21 protein-coding genes are annotated in these 24,510 nt (G+C 29.8%); 17 read left to right on the top strand and 4 right to left on the bottom strand.

Annotated features, from left to right (window positions below; genetic code table 11):
- Positions 1 to 2: 2 nt before the first annotated feature.
- Genes INR60_RS15810 through INR60_RS15820 form a run of 3 tightly spaced genes read left to right on the top strand, consistent with a single transcriptional unit; the run spans position 3 to position 4,237 of the window.
- Positions 3 to 1,493 (top strand): hypothetical protein, encoded by a 1,491-nt coding sequence (locus INR60_RS15810; protein WP_194192462.1) that lies wholly within the window; start codon positions 3 to 5, stop codon positions 1,491 to 1,493.
- Position 1,494: 1 nt separating this feature from the next.
- Positions 1,495 to 2,877: a TldD/PmbA family protein gene (locus INR60_RS15815; RefSeq protein WP_194192463.1), complete on the top strand. Its 1,383-nt coding sequence runs from the start codon at positions 1,495 to 1,497 to the stop codon at positions 2,875 to 2,877.
- 16 nt (positions 2,878 to 2,893) lie between these two features.
- The gene (locus INR60_RS15820) at positions 2,894 to 4,237 is read left to right on the top strand and encodes a TldD/PmbA family protein (RefSeq protein WP_194192464.1); all 1,344 of its coding nucleotides are present in this window, start codon (positions 2,894 to 2,896) and stop codon (positions 4,235 to 4,237) included.
- An 85-nt stretch (positions 4,238 to 4,322) separates the two neighbouring features.
- On the opposite strand, the gene INR60_RS15825 is transcribed toward INR60_RS15820, so the two are convergent.
- Both INR60_RS15825 and INR60_RS15830 read right to left on the bottom strand, forming a co-directional pair.
- On the bottom strand, positions 4,323 to 4,706 hold the full coding sequence (locus INR60_RS15825; RefSeq protein ID WP_338015019.1) for a ribonuclease G: 384 nt from the start codon (positions 4,704 to 4,706) through the stop codon (positions 4,323 to 4,325).
- A 139-nt stretch (positions 4,707 to 4,845) separates the two neighbouring features.
- Positions 4,846 to 6,723, bottom strand: a complete 1,878-nt coding sequence (locus INR60_RS15830) for an LTA synthase family protein (RefSeq protein ID WP_194192465.1) — start codon at positions 6,721 to 6,723, stop codon at positions 4,846 to 4,848.
- Between the two features lie 138 nt (positions 6,724 to 6,861).
- Here INR60_RS15830 and yedF point away from each other — a divergent pair, with 138 nt between their 5' ends.
- The 3 genes from yedF to INR60_RS15845 are packed head-to-tail and all read left to right on the top strand — an operon-like array spanning position 6,862 to position 9,347.
- Positions 6,862 to 7,431, top strand: a complete 570-nt coding sequence (gene yedF, locus INR60_RS15835) for a sulfurtransferase-like selenium metabolism protein YedF (protein ID WP_194192466.1) — start codon at positions 6,862 to 6,864, stop codon at positions 7,429 to 7,431.
- Positions 7,432 to 7,462: 31 nt separating this feature from the next.
- Complete coding sequence (locus INR60_RS15840) at positions 7,463 to 8,347, top strand: diacylglycerol/lipid kinase family protein (RefSeq protein WP_194192467.1); 885 nt, start codon at positions 7,463 to 7,465, stop codon at positions 8,345 to 8,347.
- Between the two features lie 28 nt (positions 8,348 to 8,375).
- Positions 8,376 to 9,347 carry an NAD(P)/FAD-dependent oxidoreductase gene (locus INR60_RS15845; RefSeq protein ID WP_194192468.1) on the top strand — a complete coding sequence of 324 codons (972 nt, stop codon included), beginning with the start codon at positions 8,376 to 8,378 and terminating at the stop codon, positions 9,345 to 9,347.
- Here INR60_RS15845 and INR60_RS15850 read toward each other — a convergent pair.
- Both INR60_RS15850 and INR60_RS15855 read right to left on the bottom strand, forming a co-directional pair.
- Positions 9,315 to 9,881 (bottom strand): GDSL-type esterase/lipase family protein, encoded by a 567-nt coding sequence (locus tag INR60_RS15850; RefSeq protein WP_194192469.1) that lies wholly within the window; start codon positions 9,879 to 9,881, stop codon positions 9,315 to 9,317. The two genes, INR60_RS15845 and INR60_RS15850, sit on opposite strands and share 33 nt — an antisense overlap.
- Positions 9,882 to 9,892: 11 nt before the next feature.
- The gene (locus tag INR60_RS15855; protein ID WP_194192470.1) at positions 9,893 to 10,513 is read right to left on the bottom strand and encodes a RusA family crossover junction endodeoxyribonuclease; all 621 of its coding nucleotides are present in this window, start codon (positions 10,511 to 10,513) and stop codon (positions 9,893 to 9,895) included.
- Between the two features lie 219 nt (positions 10,514 to 10,732).
- On the opposite strand from INR60_RS15855, the gene tsaD reads away from it, so the two are divergent.
- The 11 genes from tsaD to eutH all read left to right on the top strand — a co-directional run bounded on the left by tsaD (position 10,733) and on the right by eutH (position 24,507).
- Positions 10,733 to 11,743 (top strand): tRNA (adenosine(37)-N6)-threonylcarbamoyltransferase complex transferase subunit TsaD, encoded by a 1,011-nt coding sequence (gene tsaD / locus INR60_RS15860; RefSeq protein ID WP_194192471.1) that lies wholly within the window; start codon positions 10,733 to 10,735, stop codon positions 11,741 to 11,743.
- A 19-nt stretch (positions 11,744 to 11,762) separates the two neighbouring features.
- A complete protein-coding gene (locus INR60_RS15865) occupies positions 11,763 to 12,773 on the top strand; it encodes an alpha/beta hydrolase (protein WP_194192472.1) in 1,011 nt (336 codons plus the stop codon).
- 133 nt (positions 12,774 to 12,906) lie between these two features.
- Complete coding sequence (locus INR60_RS15870) at positions 12,907 to 14,052, top strand: S1C family serine protease (protein WP_194192473.1); 1,146 nt, start codon at positions 12,907 to 12,909, stop codon at positions 14,050 to 14,052.
- Positions 14,053 to 14,150: 98 nt separating this feature from the next.
- Entirely contained in the window at positions 14,151 to 16,871 is a 2,721-nt protein-coding gene (locus INR60_RS15875; RefSeq protein WP_194192474.1) for a sigma-54-dependent transcriptional regulator, read from the top strand.
- A gap of 243 nt (positions 16,872 to 17,114) precedes the next feature.
- Entirely contained in the window at positions 17,115 to 17,423 is a 309-nt protein-coding gene (locus tag INR60_RS15880; protein WP_194192475.1) for a PTS sugar transporter subunit IIB, read from the top strand.
- Between the two features lie 98 nt (positions 17,424 to 17,521).
- On the top strand, positions 17,522 to 18,415 hold the full coding sequence (locus INR60_RS15885; RefSeq protein ID WP_194192476.1) for an N-acetylglucosamine kinase: 894 nt from the start codon (positions 17,522 to 17,524) through the stop codon (positions 18,413 to 18,415).
- A gap of 35 nt (positions 18,416 to 18,450) precedes the next feature.
- A complete protein-coding gene (locus INR60_RS15890) occupies positions 18,451 to 19,545 on the top strand; it encodes a DUF871 domain-containing protein (protein WP_194192477.1) in 1,095 nt (364 codons plus the stop codon).
- Between the two features lie 102 nt (positions 19,546 to 19,647).
- Positions 19,648 to 20,979 carry a 6-phospho-beta-glucosidase gene (locus INR60_RS15895; RefSeq protein ID WP_194192478.1) on the top strand — a complete coding sequence of 444 codons (1,332 nt, stop codon included), beginning with the start codon at positions 19,648 to 19,650 and terminating at the stop codon, positions 20,977 to 20,979.
- Between the two features lie 142 nt (positions 20,980 to 21,121).
- Positions 21,122 to 21,988, top strand: coding sequence for a fatty acid kinase binding subunit FakB (gene fakB / locus INR60_RS15900; protein WP_194192479.1), 867 nt, complete (start codon positions 21,122 to 21,124; stop codon positions 21,986 to 21,988).
- Between the two features lie 27 nt (positions 21,989 to 22,015).
- Entirely contained in the window at positions 22,016 to 23,404 is a 1,389-nt protein-coding gene (locus INR60_RS15905) for an MATE family efflux transporter (protein ID WP_194192480.1), read from the top strand.
- A 17-nt stretch (positions 23,405 to 23,421) separates the two neighbouring features.
- Positions 23,422 to 24,507 (top strand): ethanolamine utilization protein EutH, encoded by a 1,086-nt coding sequence (gene eutH, locus INR60_RS15910; protein ID WP_194192481.1) that lies wholly within the window; start codon positions 23,422 to 23,424, stop codon positions 24,505 to 24,507.
- The last annotated feature ends 3 nt before the right edge of the window (positions 24,508 to 24,510 follow it).

Below are 24,510 nucleotides of genomic sequence, written 5' to 3' on the forward strand. Positions count from 1 at the left end.
GGGTGCTTAGAAAAATATTATTTACTATTTCAATATTTTTAATTTTACCGTTTGTTTTAACAGGATGTGTTAAATTAGATTCTAATGAAATGGTTCAAATAAATACTCCTAAAAATGATAATTTATCAATAAAAGGTAAATGGGATATAGAAAGTTACGAAGTTATAGATAAAAGTACGTATTCGAAAGATAGTATAAACAGTTTAAAAGGAAAAGACATTATTATTGACAATGATAAAATAAAAGTAGGTGATAAAGAATACGTTAGTGTTTCTTATAAATTAAAGGTAGTAAAATCAGATTACGAAATATCATATGGTTCAAAATTTACTGCATCAGAACTTGGAATAGGAACAAAGGATATTGAAGTTATCACAGCTAGTGATAAAAATAATATAATTTTTGATTTCTTTAAAAACGGAGATAGCAGCGGATATATATACTACCAAGGTGTTTTATTTAAAGTAAAAAAAGTCGATAAGGCACGTGAAGAAGAATTTAATACTTCAGTTGATAATCAAATAGATTCAAAAGCTAGTAGTACTACAAAAGGAATGGATAAAGGGCTTTATTTAACACTAAAAACTCCTAGAGTTAAATTAGATGATGGAAGTTATTCTGATGAAAAGTATAGAACACTTTGGGTAAGTTATGTAGATGGAAAAGTTCATCCTGTAGATGAAGTAAGCGGTATATTATTTCCTAGAATGTCAGGTATGTGGGTACTTAATAAAAAACATGTACAAAAGAACGGACATACTCAAGAATATTTTACAGCAAGCCAGTTTAAAAGGGAAAGTAAAGATGAATACAAAATAGAAAAAGGAGTTAGTATTTACAGCAATATTAACTATATATCAAATGATTATGTTTTAACTGAAAAATATACAGGAAATGATTTTCAAAATAAATTCCCAGATTACGAAGTATTACCTGTAGATAATTTATTATCAGATAGGGGAATAGTAATAAGTGATATCTATCCTAAAAACATAAATTCAATTTATGAAAGTGACTTTTCTAAAGAATTAAAATCTTTAAGCCAAGAAGAAATAAGAGACGTTATGCCTACTATAAACTACGGAAATTTCACAGTTAAAAGAGATGATGGGAAGTGGGATTTATACGGTAGAATTTCACCTATAGATCCAAATGGAAAATCATTTGACTATCCATTAAATATTAAACCAAATGCTAGTTTAGTTAACTTTGATACCTTAAGTATCCCGTGGAGGGCATTAAGAGGAGAAGTGCCTCTTATAAAAGATGCTTATATGTCTCCGGATGGTAAGCTTGCAGTAATATTAATAGAAAACGAGATTTTAGTTTATAATGTAATTGATGGAAATAAATTAGAAACTACACCTTCTGAAAGATATGAAATAAAAGATGATGAAAAAGTCATCATGTCAGATTGGTGTGAAAGTGACTACGTTGAAATGTGGGGTAACACTTTCAAAGAATTTAAAAAAGAAGTAAATAAGGAGGGATAATATGTTATCAAAAGAAGTTATAGGTAAAGTTTTATCAAGATGTCTTATAACAGGTGGAGACTTTGCTGAAATTTTTGAAGAAGATAGTATTTCAAATTCATTATCTATCTTAGATAATAAAGTACAAAGCGCTATAGGTGGAAGAAGCTATGGTGTTGGAATAAGGATTTTTAAAGGATTAAAGAGTATCTATGCGTATACAAACAACAACTCTTTAGAGAGTCTTTTAGATACTGCATATAAAGCAGCACTTGCACTTGGAGACTTAAAAGAAGAAAAGGAAATAATTTTAAATAATAAAATCATAGTTCCAAATAATCATATAATTAAGCATTATCCAGAAGCTGTAGATTATGCTAAAAAGATTGGAATTATGAGAAACGCTTATAATAGTGCTAAAGATTATAGCACTGATATATCTAAAGTTAGTGTAAGTTATGCAGATAAGGACCAAAAGATTTTAATTGCAAACTCAGAAGGTTTATTTAAAGAAGATAGAAGAGTTAGAACTAGACTTGGAATAAGTGCTATAGCATCTAAAGACTCAGAAAATCAAACAGGTTTTGAGGGACCAGGACGTTCTATGGGCTTTGAGATGTTTGAAGAAATAGACCCAGAATTTTACGCAAAAGAAGCGGCTAGAACTGCTGTAACTATGCTTCATGCAAAAGAATGTCCAGCAGGAAAGATGACTGTTGCTATAGATAACGGTTTTGGAGGAGTGTTATTCCACGAGGCTTGCGGTCACTCTTTAGAAGCGACATCAGTTGCTAAAGGAAACTCAGAGTTTTCAGGAAAGCTTGGACAGCAAATTGCATCTACAAAAGTTACAGCTATAGATGACGGAACTATAAAATCAGCTTGGGGTTCTATAAATATAGATGATGAAGGTCATGAATCGAGAAAAAATATATTAATCGAAGATGGTATTTTAAAAGGCTATATGATTGATAAATTAAATGGTAGAAGAATGAATATGGAACCTACAGGTAACGGAAGAAGACAAAGCTATAAGTATGCTCCAACTTCAAGAATGACAAATACTTATATAGCGGCAGGAACTGATAATACAGAAGATATTATTAAATCAATAGATAATGGATTATATGCTAAAAAGCTAGGCGGAGGTTCAGTAAACCCTGTAACTGGAGAATTTAACTTTAATGTAGCAGAAGGATATCTTGTTAAAAATGGTATTATAGGAGACCCTGTAAGAGGAGCTTCACTTATAGGTAAAGGAAGCGAAGTATTAATGAAAATAGATATGGTGGGAGATAATATAGCGCAATCTCAAGGAATGTGTGGTTCATCTTCTGGAAGTATACCAGTTAATGTAGGTCAGCCTATGATAAGAGTTAAAGATATGACTGTAGGTGGAAGATAGGAGGTGCAAAATAATTATGGAATTTAAAGAATTTAAAGAGAAATTATTTAAAAAAGCTAAAAAGAGCGGTTTAGACGAGTTTGAAATATATTACCAAGATAAAGAAAGTTTAAGCATAAATATCTACAAAGAAGAGGTAGAAAAATATAATTTAAATAAGTCATTTGGAGTATCCTTTAGAGCTAAATATAAAGAAAGAATGGGATATTCTTATACTGAAATAATTGATGAAGATTCTATAGATATGCTTATAAAAAATGCAAAACAAGGAGCTGAATTTATAGAAGATGATGATATTCAATTTATTTATGAAGGTGATAAATCTTACGAAAAAGTAGAAAACTACTATAAAGCGTTAGAAAATATTGACCCTGAAAAACTTATAGAACTTGCTATAAATATGGAAAGAGAATGTAAAAAGCAAAGTGACAAGGTAGATAACTTTGGAGGATGCGGAATAAGCTATGTAAATTCAAGTTATGGAATTATAAATTCAAAAGGTTTAGATTTAGGGGATAAATTAAATTTACTAACAGCTTATGTTGTACCTATACTAGATATAGATTCTAAAAAATATGATGGGTTTGGTTATGCTACGGCTAAGAGTTTAGAAGAAGTAAACCCAGAAAAAATAGCTTCTATGGGAATAGAAGAGGCTATGAAAAAAGTTAATGCAAAGCAAATAAAATCTTCTAAATACAAAACTATAATAAATAATGAAGCTATGGTGTCTATTCTTCAATCATTCTGGTCAGTATTTGATGCAGATTTAGCTCAAAAAGGGATTTCTCTTTTAAAGGGTAAAGAAGGAAATATAATTGCATCTAATAAAGTAAATATAATTGATAACCCATTACTTAAAGATGGTTTAGCATCTGTAGGATTTGATGATGAAGGAGTAGCTACATTTAAAAAATCACTAGTAGAAAAAGGTGAACTTAAAACCCTACTTCATAACTTAAAAACAGCGAATAAAGCAGGAATAAAATCTACGGGAAGTGGATTTAAAAGTTCTTATGCATCTCCTGTATCAGTAGGTCCTTCAAACCTTTATATAGAAAAGGGTGAAAAGACTTTAGATGAAGCTATAAAAGAAGTTAATAACGGTCTTTTAGTAACTGAGTTTTCAGGACTTCATTCTGGTGCAAACTCAATAACTGGAGAGTTTTCTTTAGCAGCTAGAGGCTTTAAGATTACTGACGGAAAAATAGACCACCCTGTTGAACAGATAACTGTTGCAGGAAACTTCTTTACTTTATTAAAGGATATAGAGGATGTGTGTGACGATATAAAATTCCCAATGAGTAGTTTCGGATCACCTTCTGTAATAGTAAAAGAACTTTCTATAGCAGGAGAGTAGATAATTAAAAGAGCGATTATAATTAAAAATACACCTAACAATTTTAGTTAATTGTTAGGTGTATTTTATTTAAGAAATTTTTAGGCTAGTAATAGTAGTATGAGCTATTAAAAAGAGTAGCGAATAAAGAGGCTAAAACTACTGCATAAAGTATTATAATAGCTATTGTTATTATGAATGACGCAATACCAGCTCTATTCCAAGTTGCTTGGATTTCAAGGAATTTGTCTACATCTTCGTTTGTATAGTTACCATTTTTAAAAGCCCAAGAGTTGCCTTTAAAACCACATACAAAGACCCAAACTATATTAAAGAATGGGATTAGACAAAGTAAAGGTAAGTAGCTTTTATTACCTATCCCCCAGATGATATTGAACATAAATGCGCCCCAGTTCCACTTTTTTATTTTTGCTGGAACTTCAAGGCTTAAATGGTCCTCAGAGTTAACTTCATAATTTCTAACTTCCACTTGAATCCCCCTAATAATTTTTACATACAAATAATACCATAAAATAATAAAAATGGGAATAGGTAAAATTAAAAAACCAGCAAAATTAAATGCTGGTTTTTTTATCGTAATCTAACTTTTGAAAAATACAAATTTTTTATTATTTTGGTAGTCCAAAGTAATTTGCACGGATAAGCATATCAGATATTTGCTGACTATCTTTTATAAGATTAATATCTTTTTCGCTTAAATCTTTAGTGTCTCCAACTATTCTACCTGAATTAAGTATAGCATAATCTTTATCAGTATTTAATAGGGATCTTCCCATGGTTGAATTTTTATATTCATCACTTGAGATACCTAATCCATAAAGAAGTGTTGGCATAATATCAATTTGACCACCAGTAACATCGAATTTCTTTCCGATTTTTTGAGTTTTATCATATATTATTAGTGGAACTCTTGGATTTCCCTCATCTGAGAACCAAGGTTCTTTCTTTGATAACATATCTATAGTATGACCATAATATTTGTGAACGCCAGTATGATCCCCTGTAATAGCAACTACAGTATTATCTAAAAGTCCCTCTTTATCAAGAGATTTTAAGAAGTTACCTATCATAGAATCAGTGTAGTGAATAGATTCTAAGTATCCACCCATTTCACTTTTATCAAGTTCAGGGTTTAAGTCTAACTTACGCATATCTTTTGGAAGTTCAAAAGGCATATGAGAAGTTAAAGTTACAGTAAATGCATAAAATGGTTCTTTTAATTCTTTTATCATAGGCGTTATTTGATTAAAGAACTCTCCATCACTAATTCCCATCCCAACTATATCTTTATCATCTACTTTATAAGAATAGAAGTCAGTGAATTTTTGGAATCCCATTCCAAGTAATGCGTTTCTGTAATTCCAAAATGATCCTTTATCAGGATGGAAAGCTTCTGTAGAGTATCCGTTACTTTCTAAAATTCTTGGCATAGAATTATAATCACGTATAGGATATCTAAAGAAAGTAGTTCCAGTTCTAACAGGAATCATTGAAGTATTAACCATAAGGTCTGAGTCTGCACTAGTACCTTGATTTACTTGTTCGTATATATTTGGGAAGTATATTCCGTCTTTTTTCAAGTTATCAAGTACAGGTGTTATTTTTTTACCGTTTATCTCTTGACCTACAGCAAAGTTTTCTAAAGATTCAACTTGAATAACTATAAGGTTTTTACCTTTGAATTTTCCAAAGTATTCGTTATTTTTTAAGCCTTTATTTTTAAAATTAAGGTAATCTGTAACTAACTTTTTATCTGAATCTGTTAATTCATAAGGCTTTGAATTCTTATATACATCATAGGCATCAAATATATGATAACCTATAGGTGAAAAGAATTGTGAAGTTTGAGTTGAATCAAATGTTTGAAACATATACCCGTTTGAAACATCAGTGTTATTTAATATATGTATGTTAAAAGGAACATAACCTATAAAAACTATTGACCCTAAAAAAGAAACTAGGAAAGTTTTAATAGCACGCTTTTTAACAGAAAAAATAGCTTTTCTTTTCACATATACATAAATACCAAGTATAACAAAATCTAAAAGGAACAATAAATCGTATGGGGTAATCATAGAGAATATTGATCCGCTCATATTATCTAAATTAGCAGTTTGGGTTACTATTAGTAAAGATGGAAGTGTTAAAAATCCTCTAAAATATAATAAATCAGTAAGTATTATAGAAGTTAATACAGCATCTATTATAAATAGGTAAATTACTCTTCCTTTACCTTTAAAAAGTAAGGCAAAACTTAAAAATAGTAGTGTGAACGCAAAATAATAAGTTAAACAATATTTAGAACTATCAATTCCAATCCAAAGGTTTAAAGAATAACAATCAGAGTTTCTAATAAAACCTTGGAATAATATACTTTTTATTATTATTGAAATTAAAGGAATTAAGAAAAGAATAGTTCTAGATTTTGTGGAATTATCGATATTTTTGAATGAAAAATTCTTTATTTTTGATAAGAACTTGTCCAATAAATCACCTCTCAAATTTTCTAGTCCAATTAAAATTATATTATAGGTAAATATATAAAGCAATAAAGTTTTAAACTAAATAAAATGGATATGTTATAATAATTATTATAAATTAGATAGTTTTTTGGAGGGATTAAGATGAAAAAAATAGATTGCAGAGGTTTAGCGTGTCCTATGCCTGTAATAAGCACAAAAAAATATTTTGAAGGTATAGAAGAAGGAATAGCTGAAATCATAGTAGATAATGAAATAGCAAATACTAATATCACTAGATTTTCAGAAAATGAAGGATTTAAAGTAGAGAGTAAATTAGAAAATGGTGATTATATATTAACTATAACTAAAGAGAAGACTTCTAAAACTTTAGAGAAAAAAGAAGGATTTGCTATAATGATAACTACTGATAAATTAGGTGAAGGTTCAGAAGAACTAGGTAAAACTCTTATGAAGAGCTACGTTTATGCGTTAAGCGAATCAAAGGAAATACCAGAAGAAATAATATTCTTAAATGGTGGAGTAAAATTAACTTCTGAGGGGTCAGAAGTTTTAGAAAGCTTAGAAGAACTTTCTAAAAAAGGAAGTAGAATCATAAGTTGTGGAGCATGTTTAGATTTTTATGGATTAAAAGATGATCTTAAAATAGGTGAGATTGGAAATATGTACACGATAGTAGAAATATCAAACTCAAAGAGAACATTAAAGATTTAACTTTAGTAATTAAAATAGAAGAGGAAATTAAATGAAGCATGTATTTGTAATTAATCCAGTAGCTGGTAAAGGGAAAGCTTTAGAATATGAGGAGAGAATTATAGAAATCTTTAAAGATAGAGATGAAGATTTTGAAACGATAATTACGAAAGAGGTTGGTCATGCTGTAAAAGCCTTAAAAGAGGCTACAAAAGATGAGGATTGTAGAGTTTACTCTATAGGTGGAGATGGGACTTTAAATGAAGTTTTAAATGGAATAGTAGGAAGCGGCTCTTCTTTAGGAGTCGTTCCTGCAGGTTCTGGAAATGATTTTGCAAGAACTTTATATAATAAAGAATATGGTGATAAACTTTTAGAAAAACTTATAGATGGTAAAGAAGAAGTTATAGACTTATGCAAAATAAATGAAAGATATTATTTAAATATATCTTCTATAGGGTTTGATGCAGAAGTTGTTATGAATGCTAGAAAGTATAAAAAGCACAGGTTTATAAGTGGTTCTATGGCATATTTTATAAGTGTTATACATACGTTATTTACCTTTAAGCCAATGCATCTTACTGTTTATTTAGATAATGAGATAAAAGAAGAGGAGATGTATTTAGTTGCAGTTGCAAACGGTAAATACTATGGTGGTGGGATAAAGATAGCCCCTAATGCTGATATAAAAGATGGTAAGCTAGAAGTTTATGCTATAAAGAAACCAAAGATACATAGATTAATTAAATTTTTACCAAAAGTACTTAAAGGACAAGATGTAAGTGGTATAGATGAAATAAAATATCTAAAATGTGAAAAGATAAGAGTAATTGCAAAAAAACCTACTGTTGTAAATATAGATGGTGAACTAACATATTTAAAAGATATTACTTTTGAAATAATAAAAGATGGAATTAAAATAATAATTCCAAGATAACCTTAAGTTTGGAGGTATAAAGCAAGTTATGAAGGAGTATGATTTAGTTGTTGTAGGTGCTGGAATAGCAGGTATGACAGCAGCATTTGAAGCTGGAAAAAGAGGCGTGAAAAATATTATTATAATCGAAAGAGAAGATTATATAGGTGGAATTTTAAATCAATGTATACACAATGGTTTTGGACTTGAACTTTTAGGAGAAGAAGTTACAGGACCAGAGTTTATAAATATAATAAATGAGAAATTAAAAGATATAGATTGCACTATAAAATTAAAAACTTCTGTATTAGAGATTTCAAATGATAATATAATATCTTATGTAAATGAAAAAGAAGGAATAAATGAAATAAAGGCTAAGGCTATTATTTTAGCTACAGGTTGCAGAGAAAGATATACCGGAAATATACTAATTCCGACAAACAAATACGAAGGTGTTTCGACAGTTGGAAATGCGCATAGATTTATAAATATCGAAGGATTATTTCCCGGGAAAGAACCACTAATTACTGCAAACAGTAGGTGGGCTATGATTTTAGCTAGAAGAGTACAAATAGAAGGTGGAAAAGTATCAGCTCTTTTACTTAGCGAAGATTCGGGATATATTCCGACAGAAGAAGACTTAGAACTTATTAAGCCATTTAACATAAAAGTAATAAAAGGTTATACTCTAACAGAACTTAGTGGAGATGGAAGAATACAAAGTGCAAAACTTAGAGAGAATAACGGAAGCGATGAAATAGAAATAAATTGCGATTCTTTATTTTTATCTGTAGGATATTATCCTGAACTTGGTATAGTTAAAAAGATAAATATACTTAAAGATAAAGAAAGAAGAGTTCCTATATTAGATGGATTTAAAACGTCTATAGATGGGATTTTTGCTTGTGGTAATGTTATCTATGGAACAGACTGTGTGAATTTAAAAAATATTGATGGAATAGAGTGTGGTTTTGAAGCTGCAAAATACTTAAAAGATAATTTTGCAAGCTTCAGTAAATAACAGATTTTGCCCCTTAGGGTTTAAGTGAATTCCATCTAAATAGATGTTATTATATTTGTTTTTATTTGTTAAACTATAAAAATCTATTAATGTTATAGGATACTTTTCTTTTAAACTTAAAAGTTTCTCTCTTAAAATAGGGAGGAACTTTTCTGTGTTTTTGTAGTAATTTGAAGGTGCAAAAAGTTCAAATGCTAAGTCTTTAATTATATCTGGAGGAATTCCTATAAAAACTTTTGAATTTATAGAAAGGGAGTCTTTTATCATAATTTCAATATTAGAAATTATAGAATCTACATTTCTACCTGAAAGTAAATCATTAGTTCCGCACATTATAAAGACATTTTTAGGTTTATTTAAAGTTACGTCCTTATAAAACCTAGATAAAATTCCAGTTGATGTGTCACCATTTATACCTTTATTTAAGATATGTAACTCACACTTAAGTTCTTGTATTTTGTAAACAAAAGAATCTTTTTTAGATACGCCGTACCCAAAAGTTAAGCTATCTCCTATAAATAAAAAGTCCACCATAAAATCACTCCTTAAAATAATTTATTAAAGCAAGATTTGCATATTAAAGTTTTCCCCTTATTCGCTTTAATAAAATCCTTTGTTTTAATTTTTTTAGTGCAAACTTCACAAACCAAATCGTTATCTGTTGAAACAACCTTCTTATTTTCCTTCTTAGGGGAAGATATATTCTTTTTTAAAGAAGAATAATTTAAAGGCTCACTTTCTATTTCTTTTATAACTGGTTCGTAAGAGAGGGAATAAGAACTTTCAGGGTATAAATATAATTCAAATCTTGGATCTTCCTTATCGTAAAATTCTTCAACAACTATTCTTCTTATCTGAGCATCATTAACTATAAGGCCACTTTTTTCTACTCCATCAAATATACTTTTTGATATGTTTATAGTATCAGGATGTCTTTTTTCGCTTTTATAATAAACCTTTAAAATAGCTATAAGGCTTTCGGAAAATACTATATCAGGATTCTGACTTCTAGCTATGTAAGCTATCTCTTGTTCGTAAAGTGCATATCTATCATTATAACTACCTGTATTGTAAGGTAGAATTGCTCTTCCATCTTTGTTGTGTAATTTGAAATTTGACTTAGTTATAGGCGAACCTTTAACTACAACTTTTGCGTATTTTGCCATAAAAAACTCCTTAATCTTAAAATTTCCTTTATTTTAATAATATACATTATTAAAAACTCCTTAACAACTCTTAGAAAAATTGATAATAGGTATATTATGAAGTATAATTAAAAAAGTATTATGACTTTAGTTAAGTAAAGAGTTATAAGAAGGTTATATCATTTTATTTTTAGTAAAATTTGATATTTTTAGATTTATATAAAAAAGAGGTAATTTATTATGGAAAGTAAATTAATTTTATCAATAGAATCAAGTTGCGATGAAACTTCAGCAGCTGTCGTTAAAGATGGAAGAGAAGTCTTATCAAATATTATCGCATCACAAATAGATACTCACAAAAAGTTTGGAGGAGTAGTACCGGAAGTTGCATCAAGAATGCATATAGAAGTTATAAATGGTGTTGTAGAAGAGGCACTTAAGGAAGCTAATGTAACTTTAGATGATATAGATGCAATAGGGGTAACTTACGGGCCAGGACTTGTTGGAGCACTTTTAGTTGGACTTCAGTATGCTAAAGGTCTAGCAATGTCAACAGGGAAGCCTTTAGTTGGAGTAAACCATATAGAAGGACATATTTCTGCAAACTATATAGAACATAAAGATTTAAAACCACCTTTTGTTTCGTTGGTTGTTTCAGGTGGGCATACTTTCATAGTTCATGTTAAAGATTATGGAATATATGAAGTTTTAGGGCAAACTAGAGACGATGCTGCAGGCGAGGCTTACGATAAAGTAGCAAGGGCTATAGGACTTGGATATCCAGGTGGACCTAAAATAGATAAATTAGCTAAAGAAGGAGATAAATTTGCAATTAAATTTCCAAGGGCAAAGTTTAATGATGGAAGTTTAGATTTTTCTTTTAGTGGAGTAAAATCAGCAGTTTTAAATTATTTAAACAAAGCCAAAATGAAAGATGAAGAGGTAAATAGAGCAGATGTTGCTGCATCTTTCCAAGAGGCGATAGTAGATGTTTTAAGAAATAACGTTTTTAAAACTTGTGAAACTAAAAATTTAGATAAAATAGCTATAGCAGGTGGAGTTGCATCTAACTCAGCGCTAAGGGAGGCACTATTAGAAGAGGGAGATAAAAAAGGAATAAAAATATTATTCCCAAGTCCTATTCTTTGTACAGATAATGCAGCTATGATTGGAAGTGCAGCTTACTTTAGATTTATAAAAGGGGAAACTTCTCCTTTAGACTTAAATGCTAAACCTAATTTAAAGCTATAGAATACATAGGGGTGGGGAAATGAAATTATTACCTGAATCAAATAGCTTCCACAAAGTTAATATGAGAGAGAAGCTTTCAAAGTTAGTAATATTAAAGTATATAGCTATAATTTTATTAGCTGTATTTGGAGTAGGATTTTTACTTCAAATGGCCTATAATTTCGTAGGAAACGAAAAGATAGGTTCAAGAATAAATTATACAAGGCTTGATGGAAAGAGAATTGAGTACAAGCAAGGCGGTGCTGGTGATTTTACTGTGATTTTTGATGGAAGTATCGGTGGGGGATCTTCAGAATGGACAGAAATTGCAGAAAAAACTTCAAAAGAACTTGGAGTAAAAACGTTCGTATATGACAGACGAGGGTATGGATTTAGTGATGGAGGAGATGCATTAACTCCAGAAGCACAAGCAGTACAATTAAAGGACATATTACGAAAAGCAGCAGCTCAAGGACCATACATATTAGTTGGAGAAGAATATGGTAGCTTAGTTATGACAAACTTTGCTAAAAAATATCCAGACTTAGTAAAAGGAGTAGTTTTAGTAGATCCTTTAGATGAAAAAACTATGTCAGAGGACATTAAGTTTTTTGATTCATTTTATAAAAAGGTTCAGTCTTTTGGTTCAAATATTTTTCTAACTTGGACTTTAGATAAATTAGGACTGGCTACTAAATTCACTAATTATGAAAATAAATTAAAATATGATTATGAAAAATATAACTACTCTTGGCAAAAAAATCAAAGTCCATATAGACAGGCGATATCAAACGAGACAAGTATGATTAAATCAGGAAAAAGTAACAGCCAAACTGACGGAATGTTTAAAGATATACCTTTATATATAATAAGTGGAGCTGATAATAGTCCTTTAGCTAGGCTAGGTTCTAGTGATTTAACTAACCAATATAAGACTTCTTATAGCGGAGGTTTCACGTCTATGAATAACGAGGATTCAATTTTAAAAGCTTTAAGTAGAGTAGTAGATAGTGCCCGTAGAATAGAAAGAAAAAATAACGGGAATAACTAAATAGAGGATAAATTAATACCGAGGTTTTAATAAATCTTGGTATTATTTTTTGAAAATTTCTAGTTTATGACATATATTTGTCACAATATATAGATATAATTTGAGCATAGTAATTAAATGGGAGGTTTTAACCATGGATATGGAAGAAAACAAAGACTATACAACAGTAGATTTTGAACCTATAAAAGAAGAAAAACCTAAAAAGAAGAAAAAAGGATATGGAGGAATAATTGCAGTAGTAGTTATAGTATCATTACTTTCAGGACTTATAGGTGCAGGTGCAACTTACTTTTTAGTAGGAAAAAGAGATGGTAATTTTACTTACGAGCAGAATCCTAGCTTTAAACAAGGTGAAGCGCTAACAACTCAAGAAGCATACCAAAAGGTAGCACCAGCAGTTGTTGTAGTATCAACAAAGAGCTTACAATTAGCTAACGGATTTATACCAGAAGAAGTTGAAGGAATAGGTTCAGGTTTTATTATAAATGAAGAAGGTTATATATTAACTAACTACCACGTTATAAAAGGTGCAAAAGAAGTTAAAGTAACTTTAAGCACAGGAAAAGAAGTTAACGCAAGTGTAGTTAACTACGATGAAACTCAAGATGTTGCTATGCTTAAATTAGAAAACGGAGTAAAGGTTCCAGCAGTTGCTGAACTTGGAAATTCAGAAGATGTAAAACCAGGTGAAGATGTTATAGCAATAGGAACTCCTCTTTCAAAGAATTTTGCAAGCACAGTTACTAAAGGTGTAGTAAGTGCTGTAGGTAGAACAGTTGAAACAAGTTCAGGAAAACAACTTAACTTAATTCAAACTGATACAGCTATAAACCCAGGTAACAGCGGTGGTCCTTTAGTAAACTCACAAGGTCAAGTTATAGGAATTAACACTTTAAAACTTGCAGGTGAAGCTGAAGGAATGGGATTTGCAATTCCTATAAACGAAGTTAAAGAAAAACTTGATGTTTTATCAAAGCCAATATTAAACATAGGTATCAAGGTTCGTGAAATCAACAAAGACCTTTCAAAAGAAATAAATCTACCTCAAGGTATATATGTTTCAGAAGTTGAAGCTTTCTCACCAGCTGAAAAAGCAGGAATAAAACCAGGAGACGTAATTATAGGATTTGATGGAAAGAAAATAAAAACTTTTGATGAATTAAAAGATATAAAAGACACTAAAAAAGAGGGAGACAAAGTTAGTATTGAAGTCGTACGTGACGGTAAAAAATTAAACACTGACGTTATACTAACATCAGAAACTCCTAAAGAAAAATAATCTAAAGCGGGACTTATGTCTCGCTTTTTTTTATATACAATAGGAATTTTATGTAAAATATAGTATAATTATTTAAAAATATTTACTTTGGAGGGTGTATGGGCAAGGTAGATAAAATATATGAAACATTAGAGATTTTAACAAAGGATAATAGAGAGGGTATAACTACTTACGAATTAAGTGAATATTTAAGTCTTGATAGAGCAAACATCTCAAGATATTTAAATATTTTGCATAAAGAAAAAAAGATATCAAAAAGAGAAGGAAGACCAGTTAGATATTATTTAGAAAAGTCTAATGAAAAAATTACAGAGAAAGAAATTGAAATAAAACTTAAAGACAATATATTAAATAATAGTTTAGATAATTTAGTTGGTGCAAACCATAGTTTGTCTATACCTATACAGCAAGCAAAAGCAGCAATGCTTTATCCACCTAGAGGACTTCACACTATTTTGCTTGGAGAAACTGGGGTTGGAAAATCTATGTTTGCAGAACTTATGTATAAATTTTCTAAAGACTTAGGGTTATTAAAAGAAGATTCAAAATTTATAAGGTTTAACTGTGCTGATTATGCAGATAATCCACAACTTGTAATGGCTCAGATCTTTGGAGTAAAGAGAGGAGCGTATACTGGTGCTGATAAAGATAGGGATGGATTATTAAAAAAGGCAGATTCGGGTGTATTATTTTTAGATGAAATACATAGATTATCTCCTCAAGGGCAAGAGATGTTATTTACGTTTATAGATAAAGGGATTTTTAGACCATTAGGGGATACAGGAGACCCTATTAGGGCTGATGTTCAGCTTATAGTTGCAACTACTGAAAACCCAGAATCGTATCTTTTGAAAACATTTACTAGAAGAATACCAATGACTATAACGCTTCCACCTCTAAAAGATAGAAATATAACAGAAAGATATTATCTTTTAGAGAACTTTATAAAAGAAGAATCAGGAAGACTTAAAGAGAGCATTTATTTTAATAGAAATGCTTTGATTTCATTTTTATTATATGAGTGTCCTTATAATATAGGTCAACTTAAAAGTGATATACAGTTAGCTTGTGCAAAGGCTTTTTTAAAATATAAATCAAATGAAAATAGATTTATAATTATTGATGGTTCTGATTTAAATAAAAGGATAAATAATGGGATATTAAAATTCCAAAAATACAGAGATGAAATAGAGAGCCTCTTAAAGAATATGGGAGAAACTTTAATCTTCTCATATAGTGATGAACCTATAAAGAAAGAAATAGATAATAAGAAATCATCAAAATATTTTTATGACATAATTGAAGAAAAGATAAAAGCCCTTAAAAGTGAAGGGATGAGCGAAAAAGATATAAATAAGATTATAAATATAGATATAGACAGATATTTTAATAAATATATAAATGAATTATCAGAAGATATAAAACTTGAGGAAATAATAAAAATAGTAGATAAAGAAATTTTAATAGTTGTAAAAAATATTTTAGATAAGGCAGCTAAAAAGCTAGATAGAATATATGAAGACAACGTTTATTATGGGTTAGCACTTCATATGCAAGGGAGTATTGAAAGAATAAAGAACGGGCAAAAGATTTATAACCCAAAATTAAATAATATAAGAATTAGATATATGGAAGAATTTTTAATTTCTATGGAACTTACAGAAGAAATAGAATCTAAATTTAAAATTCATATACCTTTAGATGAAATAGGCTATTTAACTATGTTTCTTTCAGCTAAATCAGAAGCAGAAATCAAAGGGCGAGAAGAAAAAGTATCAGTTTTAGTTGTTATGCACGGAAATTCTACAGCAACTAGCATGGCAGAGGTGTCAAATAAATTTTTAGGTGAAAAATTTGTTTATGCTTTAGATATGCCACTTAGTATGAAGGCAGAAGAAATGTATTTAGTTGTATTAAATAAGATAAAAGAAATAGATAGAGGAAAGGGTGTACTTCTTCTAGTTGATATGGGTTCTTTAACTAATTTTTCTACTATGATTATGGAAGAAGTTGATGTTTCTATAAAGACAGTTGATATGGTAAGTACTTTAGTTGTTATTGAAGCTAGTCGAAGAGCTATTAACGGTAGAAGTTTAGATGAAGTGTATTCTTCTTCAATAGAAGCTACTAAGGTTAACTATTTAAATAATAATTTAAATAAAGGGAAGAAGGAAAATATAATTATAACAACCTGTTTTACTGGAGAAGGTTCAGCAGTTAAATTAAAAGAGATAATATTAAAAAAACTACCTATTAAAAATATTAGAATAAAACCTTTAGATATATTAGATAGAGATGAGTTTTTAAGGAAATTAGAAAGACTTAAAAATGATTATAATATACTGGCTATAGTTGGTACTTTAAATATGAATATTATAGATATTCCTTTTATAGAAGCAAAAGAAATATTAAAAGGAAGTGGGATTTTATTATTAAGTGATTATATAGATAGGGAAGAGGAATTTATAAAAATAACAGACTCTCTAAGTTCAAGTTTGAAAAAACTAGATGGAAAGGTTTTAGTTAAATATATAAGGCGCGCAATTTTAGAAATACAAGATAGATTAAATATAAAGGTTTCACACGAAGTATCTATAGGGATAATAATGCATCTTAGTTTTTTAATTGAAAAAATACTTTCAAAAGAGAATAGAAAAAAATTCAAAGGGTTAAATGAATTTAGAGATAATCACTCAAAAGAGTTTATTCTTTTAAGGCAGAGCTTTAGAAATATTGAAATAAATTACGATATAAAAATGGATGATGACGATTTAGCTTATATAGCTACAATGTTTTTAGAAAATGCCATTAGTGTGTAAAAAAATAAAACTGTGTATTTTGCTATTTAGTGTGTATTTTTATAAATTCAAACTGTGTAAAGATAATAGTGTAAATAATTACATGGTGATTTAAAAGAAAAGCTAACAATAGAGCCAAATATAGAATTTTTTATAAAAAAATATCTTTTAGTCATAATGTGGCATGCAAGTTGCTATATATAAATAGTGTAAAGTGAAAATAAAATAAAATTAAAATAAATTACCGCTAAGGGGGAATTAAATATGAAAAAAATATTATTATGTTGTTCAGCAGGAATGTCAACAAGTCTTTTAGTAACTAAAATGGAAGCAGCAGCTAAGGAAGCTGGAATCGAGTGTATGATAAATGCATATTCAGAAGCTGACGTTAAAAACCACGAAAGTGAAATGGACGTATTATTATTAGGACCACAAGTTAGATTCTTAGCTAACAAAATGAAAGCTAAATATGAGCCAATGGGAATTCCAGTAGATGTAATCAATACTGTAGATTACGGAACAATGAATGGTAAAAAAGTTTTAGATCACGCTTTAAAATTATTAGATAAATAAATTTATAGTACTTAACATTTATTATAGGACACAAATGAACTCTAATGAAATCATTAGAGTTCATTGACTATTACTTTTAAGCAAGAGGAGATTGATCTATGGAATATATAATAGGTGTAGATGGTGGAGGTACTAAAACTGAAGCTGTTGCGTATAACCTAGATGGAGAAGTCCTAAAAACTTCACTTACTGGATTTGGTAACTTAGTTAGTGGTAAAGAAGAGGGCTTAAAAAATATAACTGATGCTATAAAAGAGATTATAGAAGAATTAGGAAAAGATGGACTTAAAGGTTTATATCTTGGAATTGCAGGGTCAGAAGTAAGTGACAATGCAGAAATTATCTATAAAGAAATAAAAACTAAATTTGGTATGGATTCAATAGTTATGAATGATGGCGATTTAGCCCTTAAAGCATTACTAGGTGGAGAAGACGGAATATTAGTTATAGCAGGAACAGGTTCAACTGCTTTTGGAGTGAGTGGTAACAAACAAGCTAGATGCGGTGGATGGGGTCACCTTTTAGGTGACGAAGGTAGTGCATATAGAATTGCAATAGCTGCCTTTAAAAGAATGATAGAAGAAAATGATTTTGGATTTGAAAGAAGTGAATTATCACAAGATATATTAGATAAATTAGATTTTAATGATGTAGATGAGATTATTGGCTTTATTTATTCATCTACTAAAGATGAGATTGCAAAAATGGCTTCTTTAGTTTCTATTCATGCAGAAAATGGAGACGAAAAAGCTAAAGAAATCTTAGTATATGAAGGAACTGAACTTGCTAAAGCTTGTGAAAGGGTATTTAAAAAGCTAGAGTTTGATTCATGTAAAGTAGGTCTTGTTGGAGGCGTAATTAGAAAATCTAAGATATTTAGAGAAACGTTTGAGGGTTATTTAAACGAAAATATAAATGTGGAAGCTTTTGTTTCTGATGATGTATCAGCAGCTAAGGGAGCATATTATATTTATAAAAGAGAAAATAGATAAAGTTAGTTAAATGAGTGTATTGGAGGACGTAAGTAATGAAAAGATTAGGTATATCAGTATATCCAAACCACTGCTCAATGGACAGAGTAGTTGAGTATATTGAACTTGCAGCTAAATATGGGTTCGAGAGGATATTTACATGTTTATTATCAGCAGAAGGAAAGTCAACAGAGGAAATAGTAGAAGAATTTAAAATTATGCTTGATGTAGCAAACAAGCATGGAATGGAAGTTATAGCAGATTTAGATCCTTCGGTTTTTAATAACTTAGGTGCAACTATCTATGATTTAAAGATGTTTAAGGATATGGGCTTAAGCGGAATAAGATTAGATATGGGATTTGCAGGAAATGAAGAGTCAATTATGACATTCAATAAGTATGGATTAAAAATTGAACTTAATGTAAGTAATGGAACTAAATATGTAGATAACATAATGTCATATAAGCCAAACTTAGAAAACTTATATGGTTGTCACAACTTCTATCCACATGTTTATACTGGGCTTGGATATGATCATTTCATAAAATGTAGCAAGCAATTTAAAGATTTAGGAATTAAAACTGCTGCATTTGTTAATGCACCTTCAGCTGAGTTTGGACCTTGGCCTGTAAGTGAAGGGTTATGTACTCTTGAAGAACACAGAAATCTTCCAATAGACGTACAAGCTAAACATCTATTTGCAACAGGATTAATTGATGATGTAATTATAGCTAATTGTTTTGCATCAGAAGAAGAGCTTAAAGCATTAAGCGAAGTAAATAAAGAAATGCTTGAACTTAGCATAGAATTTAATGACGAAGTTCCAGAACTTCAAAAGAAAATAGTTTTAGACGAGTTCCACTTTAATAGAGGAGATTGTTCAGACTATGTTATAAGATCAACTCAAAGTAGAGTTAAATATAAGGGTGAAGAATTCACACCTAATAACAACGAATTAGATATGGTTAAAGGGGATGTCTTGATAGAGTCAGATCTATATACAAGATATGCAGGGGAGTTACAATTAGCAAGAAAAGAAATGAAAAATAGTGGTAAGACAAACGTAGTAGGAAGAGTAGTAGAGGACGAACTATTCTTAATCGACATGATAGAACCATGGCAAAAATTCGGATTTAAACTTAGAAAGTAATTTTAATAGAAGATATTTTATAGGCTGTGGGGTATGGGACCATAGCCTATACTAGCACAATTAGAAAAATTTACAGAAGGTATGTAAAGGAGCGTTTTTAATATGAAAAAAGAAGGAATTAAAATCGTAACTATTGGTGGAGGATCAAGTTATACTCCAGAATTAGTAGAAGGATTTATAAAAAGATATGATAAGCTACCAGTTAGGGAGCTTTGGCTAGTTGATATAGAAGAAGGAAAACATAAACTTGAAATCGTAGGAAATTTAGCAAAAAGAATGGTTAAAAAAGCTGGAGTTCCTATGGAAATACATTTAACACTAGATAGAAGAGAAGCTTTAAAGGATGCAGATTTTGTAACTACTCAAATAAGAGTTGGTCTTTTAGATGCAAGAATTAAAGATGAGAGAATTCCTTTAAGTCACGGTGTTATAGGGCAAGAAACTAATGGTGCTGGAGGAATGTTTAAAGCATTAAGAACTATTCCAGTTATATTAGATATAGATAAAGATATGCAAGAACTATGTCCTAACGCATTTTTAATAAACTTCTCAAACCCAGCAGGGATGGTAACAGAGGCTTTATTAAGATATGGTAAAAATAAAAAGGTAATAGGGCTTTGTAACGTACCAATAGGAATGGAAAAAGCAGCTGCAGATATGCTTGATGTTGATCATTCAAAAGTTAGATTTGATTTCTTTGGATTAAATCATATGGTATTTGGTAAAAACATTTACGTTGATGGAGAAGATGTAACTGATAAAGTTATAGATTCTATAGCACAAGGTAAATTAGGTTCAATAGTTAAAAATGTTAAAGATTTTGGATGGGATGCAGATTTTATAAAATCATTAGGAATGATGCCTTGTCCTTATCATAGATATTACTATCAAACTTCAGAAATGCTAGAAGATGAATTAAAAGAATTCTCTAAAGGCGAAACTAGAGCAGAAGTAGTTAAAAGATTAGAAGATGACTTATTTGAATTATATAAAGATGAAAATCTTGATGTTAAACCACCTCAATTAGAAAAAAGAGGCGGTGCTTATTATTCAGATGCAGCTTGTAGATTAATTTATTCAATCTATAATGATTTAAAAGATATTCAACCAGTAGACGTTAGAAATAACGGAGCAATAACTGGAATAGATGATAATTCAGCTGTAGAAGTTTCTTGTGTAATCACAAAGGACGGTCCAAAACCTTTAGCTATGGGTAAATTACCTCTTGCTGTTAATGGATTAGTTCAAACTATAAAATCATTCGAAATGCTTTGTGTAGAAGCTGCTGTTGAAGGAGATTATCATAAAGCTCTTATGGCATTATGCTTAAATCCTTTAATACCTTCTGAAAAGATGGCTAAGACTCTTTTAGATGAGCTTTTAGAAGCGCATAAAGATCACTTACCTCAATTCGCTTGGTATTTTGAAAAATAAAAAAGCTTAATAGATATATAAATATAAATTTTAATCACTTGAGCTAAATAGCATTTTTATGTTATTTAGCTCTTATTTTTTTTAGTTGTAATATGTTATAATTATTCATTAGATATATGAAAATAATCTAGGAGGATATAAAATGAGCGTAAAAATAATAACAGATAGTACAAGTTATATACCTAAGGAAATTAAAGAAGATTTAGACATAGAAGTTGTATCTTTAAATGTAATTTTTGATGGGGAAAGCTACAGAGAAGTAGATATAAAAAATGAAGAATTTTATAAAAAGATGGAAGAGACAGGTGAAATACCTACTTCTTCACAGCCTGCTATTTCAGAAGTTTTAGAGATTTTCAAAAATAAAGTTTCTAATGGAGATAAGATAGTTGGAATATTTATGTCAAGTGAAATGAGTGGGACATACCAAACAGCAAATATGATAAAAGAGATGGTTTTAGAAGAGTATCCTGAAGCAGAAATTGAAATTATAGACTCTAGAACAAACTGTATGCAGATGGGATATGGTGCTATAGTTGCTGCAAGAGAAGCAAAAAATGGAAAAGATATTCAGGATGTTGTTTTAAAAGCAAATGATACTCTAAGTAAGAGTAGATTCTTATTTTTACCTGAAACTTTAAAATACCTTAAAAAAGGTGGGAGAATAGGTGGAGCGCAGGCGCTTTTAGGAGGCTTATTAAAAATAACTCCAATATTAACTGTTGAAGACGGTAAAACAACTATATATTCAAAAGTTAGAACTAAAAAAAGAGCAGTTGAAACAGTATCTAATAAAGTTATAGAAGATATGTTAGAAAAGGGACTAGGTGAAATTACAATTCATCATATAAACTGCGAAGATGAAGGGATAGCTCTAAAACAAAACATAGAAGCTAAATTAAAAGAACATGGATTAGAAACAAACGTATTAATAGAGTCAATTGGTCCTATAATAGGGCTTCATGTAGGCCCTGGAAGTATAGGAGTTGCATATTATACGAAAAATTAATAAAAGACTAGGGGGATATTTAAACTTATGAAAATTAAAATGGAGAAAGCATTTTTAAATAAAGTGTTTTTTATAGCAATTCCAATTATAATTCAAAACTTTATAACATCATCACTTAATATAATTGATACGATGATGATTGGAAAGCTTGGTGAAACAGAAATTGCATCTGTTGGGATAGCAAACCAATACTTTTTTTTACTTAATATAATTATAATGGGATTGTTTAGTGGTATAGGGATTTTTGTTTCTCAATATTATGGGAAGAGAGACATAAAAAGTATTAGAAAACTTGTAGGCGTTGGTATAGTATCAGCGCTTATAATAGGAATTATTTTTACGTTTTTTGCAAGGGTTATGCCAGAAGGTATAATCGGTTTATTTAATACAGATAGTAAAGTAATTAAATTAGGAACTGATTACCTTGTTATTGTAAGCTTAAGTTATGTATTCACTGCTATAAGTTTTAACTATAGCATTGCATCTAGATGCGTTGAAAAAACAGTTGTACCTATGATTGCAAGTTCAATAGCATTACTTACAAATACATTTTTAAACTGGGTTTTAATATTTGGTAATTTAGGTGCGCCAGAGATGGGAGTTAAAGGAGCTGCTTATGCAACTTTAGTAGCTAGAATATTAGAATTTTTAATTATGGTTTCTTATATTTATTATTCAAAGAGTCCACTAGCTGGAAACTTAAAAGAGCTTTTAGCATTTGATTTTAAGTTTGTAAAAAGAATAATAAATACTGTTATACCAGTAGTATTAAACGAAGCATGCTGGGGATTTGGTTCTGTAATGTATAACGTTATTTATGGAAGAATAGGAACAGGGGCTATAGCGTCAGTTCAAATAGCAACAACTATAAACAATCTATTTATGGTAATAATATTTGGTGTTGGTAATGCAGCACTTGTTATGGTAGGAAACCAAGTAGGTAGAGGAGATAATAAAAAGGCTATGGAATATGGAAACAATTCTATACTCCTTGGCTGTTTAGTAGGGGCTGCAGTTGCAATATTACTTGCATTCTCAGCAAATGCTGTTGTTGGAATTTACGATGTTTCAGATCAGGTTAAAGATTGGGCTAAAGCTATACTTTATGTATCTTCACTTGTTATGATTATAAGAGTTTATAACATAATAGCTATAGTTGGAGTTTTAAGAGGTGGAGGAGATGCTAAAGTATCATTTGCTATAGAAGGTTTAACTATGTGGTGTATAGGAGTTCCTTTAGCTATCTTAGGAGCTTTCGTATTTAACTTACCTGTGTATTTAGTTTATGCTCTTTGCACCTTTGAAGAAATAGTTAAGGGAATAGCATGTTTCTTTAGGATAAGGTCTAAAAAATGGATAAAGAATTTAGTTCACGATGAAAATGATATAGAAGAAGTAGTAAACTTGCAAGAATAACGGGGGATTTTTTAGGGATGGAGAATTTTATCTTATATGTAGTAGCTATATGCTTTACTATTGGGGCTATAGATTATATTTTCTTAAATAAATTTAATTTAGGTGTGCATTTTGAAGAGGGCGTAAAAAATATGGGCCCTCTAGCCATATCTATGATAGGTATTATATCTTTAACTCCTATAATAGTAGATCTTTTAAATAAGTATCTAGTTCCTTTAGCTTCAAAGCTTAATTTAGATCCCTCTATATTTACATCAAGCATAATAGCTGTAGATATGGGAGGGTTTAACATAGCACAAAGTATAAGCTTAAATGAGAGTATGGCTCAGTTTTCAGGGATTCTTATAGCATCTATTTTAGGATGTACATTAAGCTTTACCTTGCCACTTGCCTTAGGAATAGTAAAGAAAGAACATATGGAGTTTTTGACTATAGGTATGCTTTTTGGAATAATAACTATTCCAATTGGAATTATAATAGGTGGTTTAATGCTTAAAATACCTTTTAAAACTGTAATAATTAATACTGTTCCTATAATAATTTTATCTATAATAATTTGTTTTTTAATAGTATTTTTTAAGGATTTAGTATTAAAAGTATTTACCTTTATAGGAAGAGGAATAGTTACGTTAAGTATTATTGGGTTTATTTTTGTTGGGATAAAAAGCATAACAGGAATAGAAATTATAAAAGGACTTATGCCTTTAGATGAATCTATTAAAATAGTTGGTGGAATTGCTATTTTCTTAGGGGGAGCTTACGTTATGCTTCAAATCCTAAAAAATATTTTAAAGGGGCCTTTAGATAAAATAGGTAAAAGGTTTGGAGTTAATAATGATTCTATAGGAGCGTTTTTAGGAAGCTTTGCATCTGCTATAATAGTCTTTGTTAATTTTGATAAATTAGATAATAAGGGAAAGATTATATGTAGTGCATTTTCAGTAGGAGGTGCTTATTCTTTAGGAGGGCAGTTAGGCTTTGTTTCAGGAGAAGCTAAAGATATAATAGGGATATACATATTAGTTAAATTAATATGTGGATTTAGTGCTGTTATTTTAAGTATAATTTATATAAACAAAACAGAAATATTACATAAGGGATGATGT

This window comes from Clostridium chrysemydis (assembly GCF_015234215.1).
GTDB classification, from domain to species: Bacteria; Bacillota; Clostridia; order Clostridiales; family Clostridiaceae; genus Clostridium; species Clostridium chrysemydis.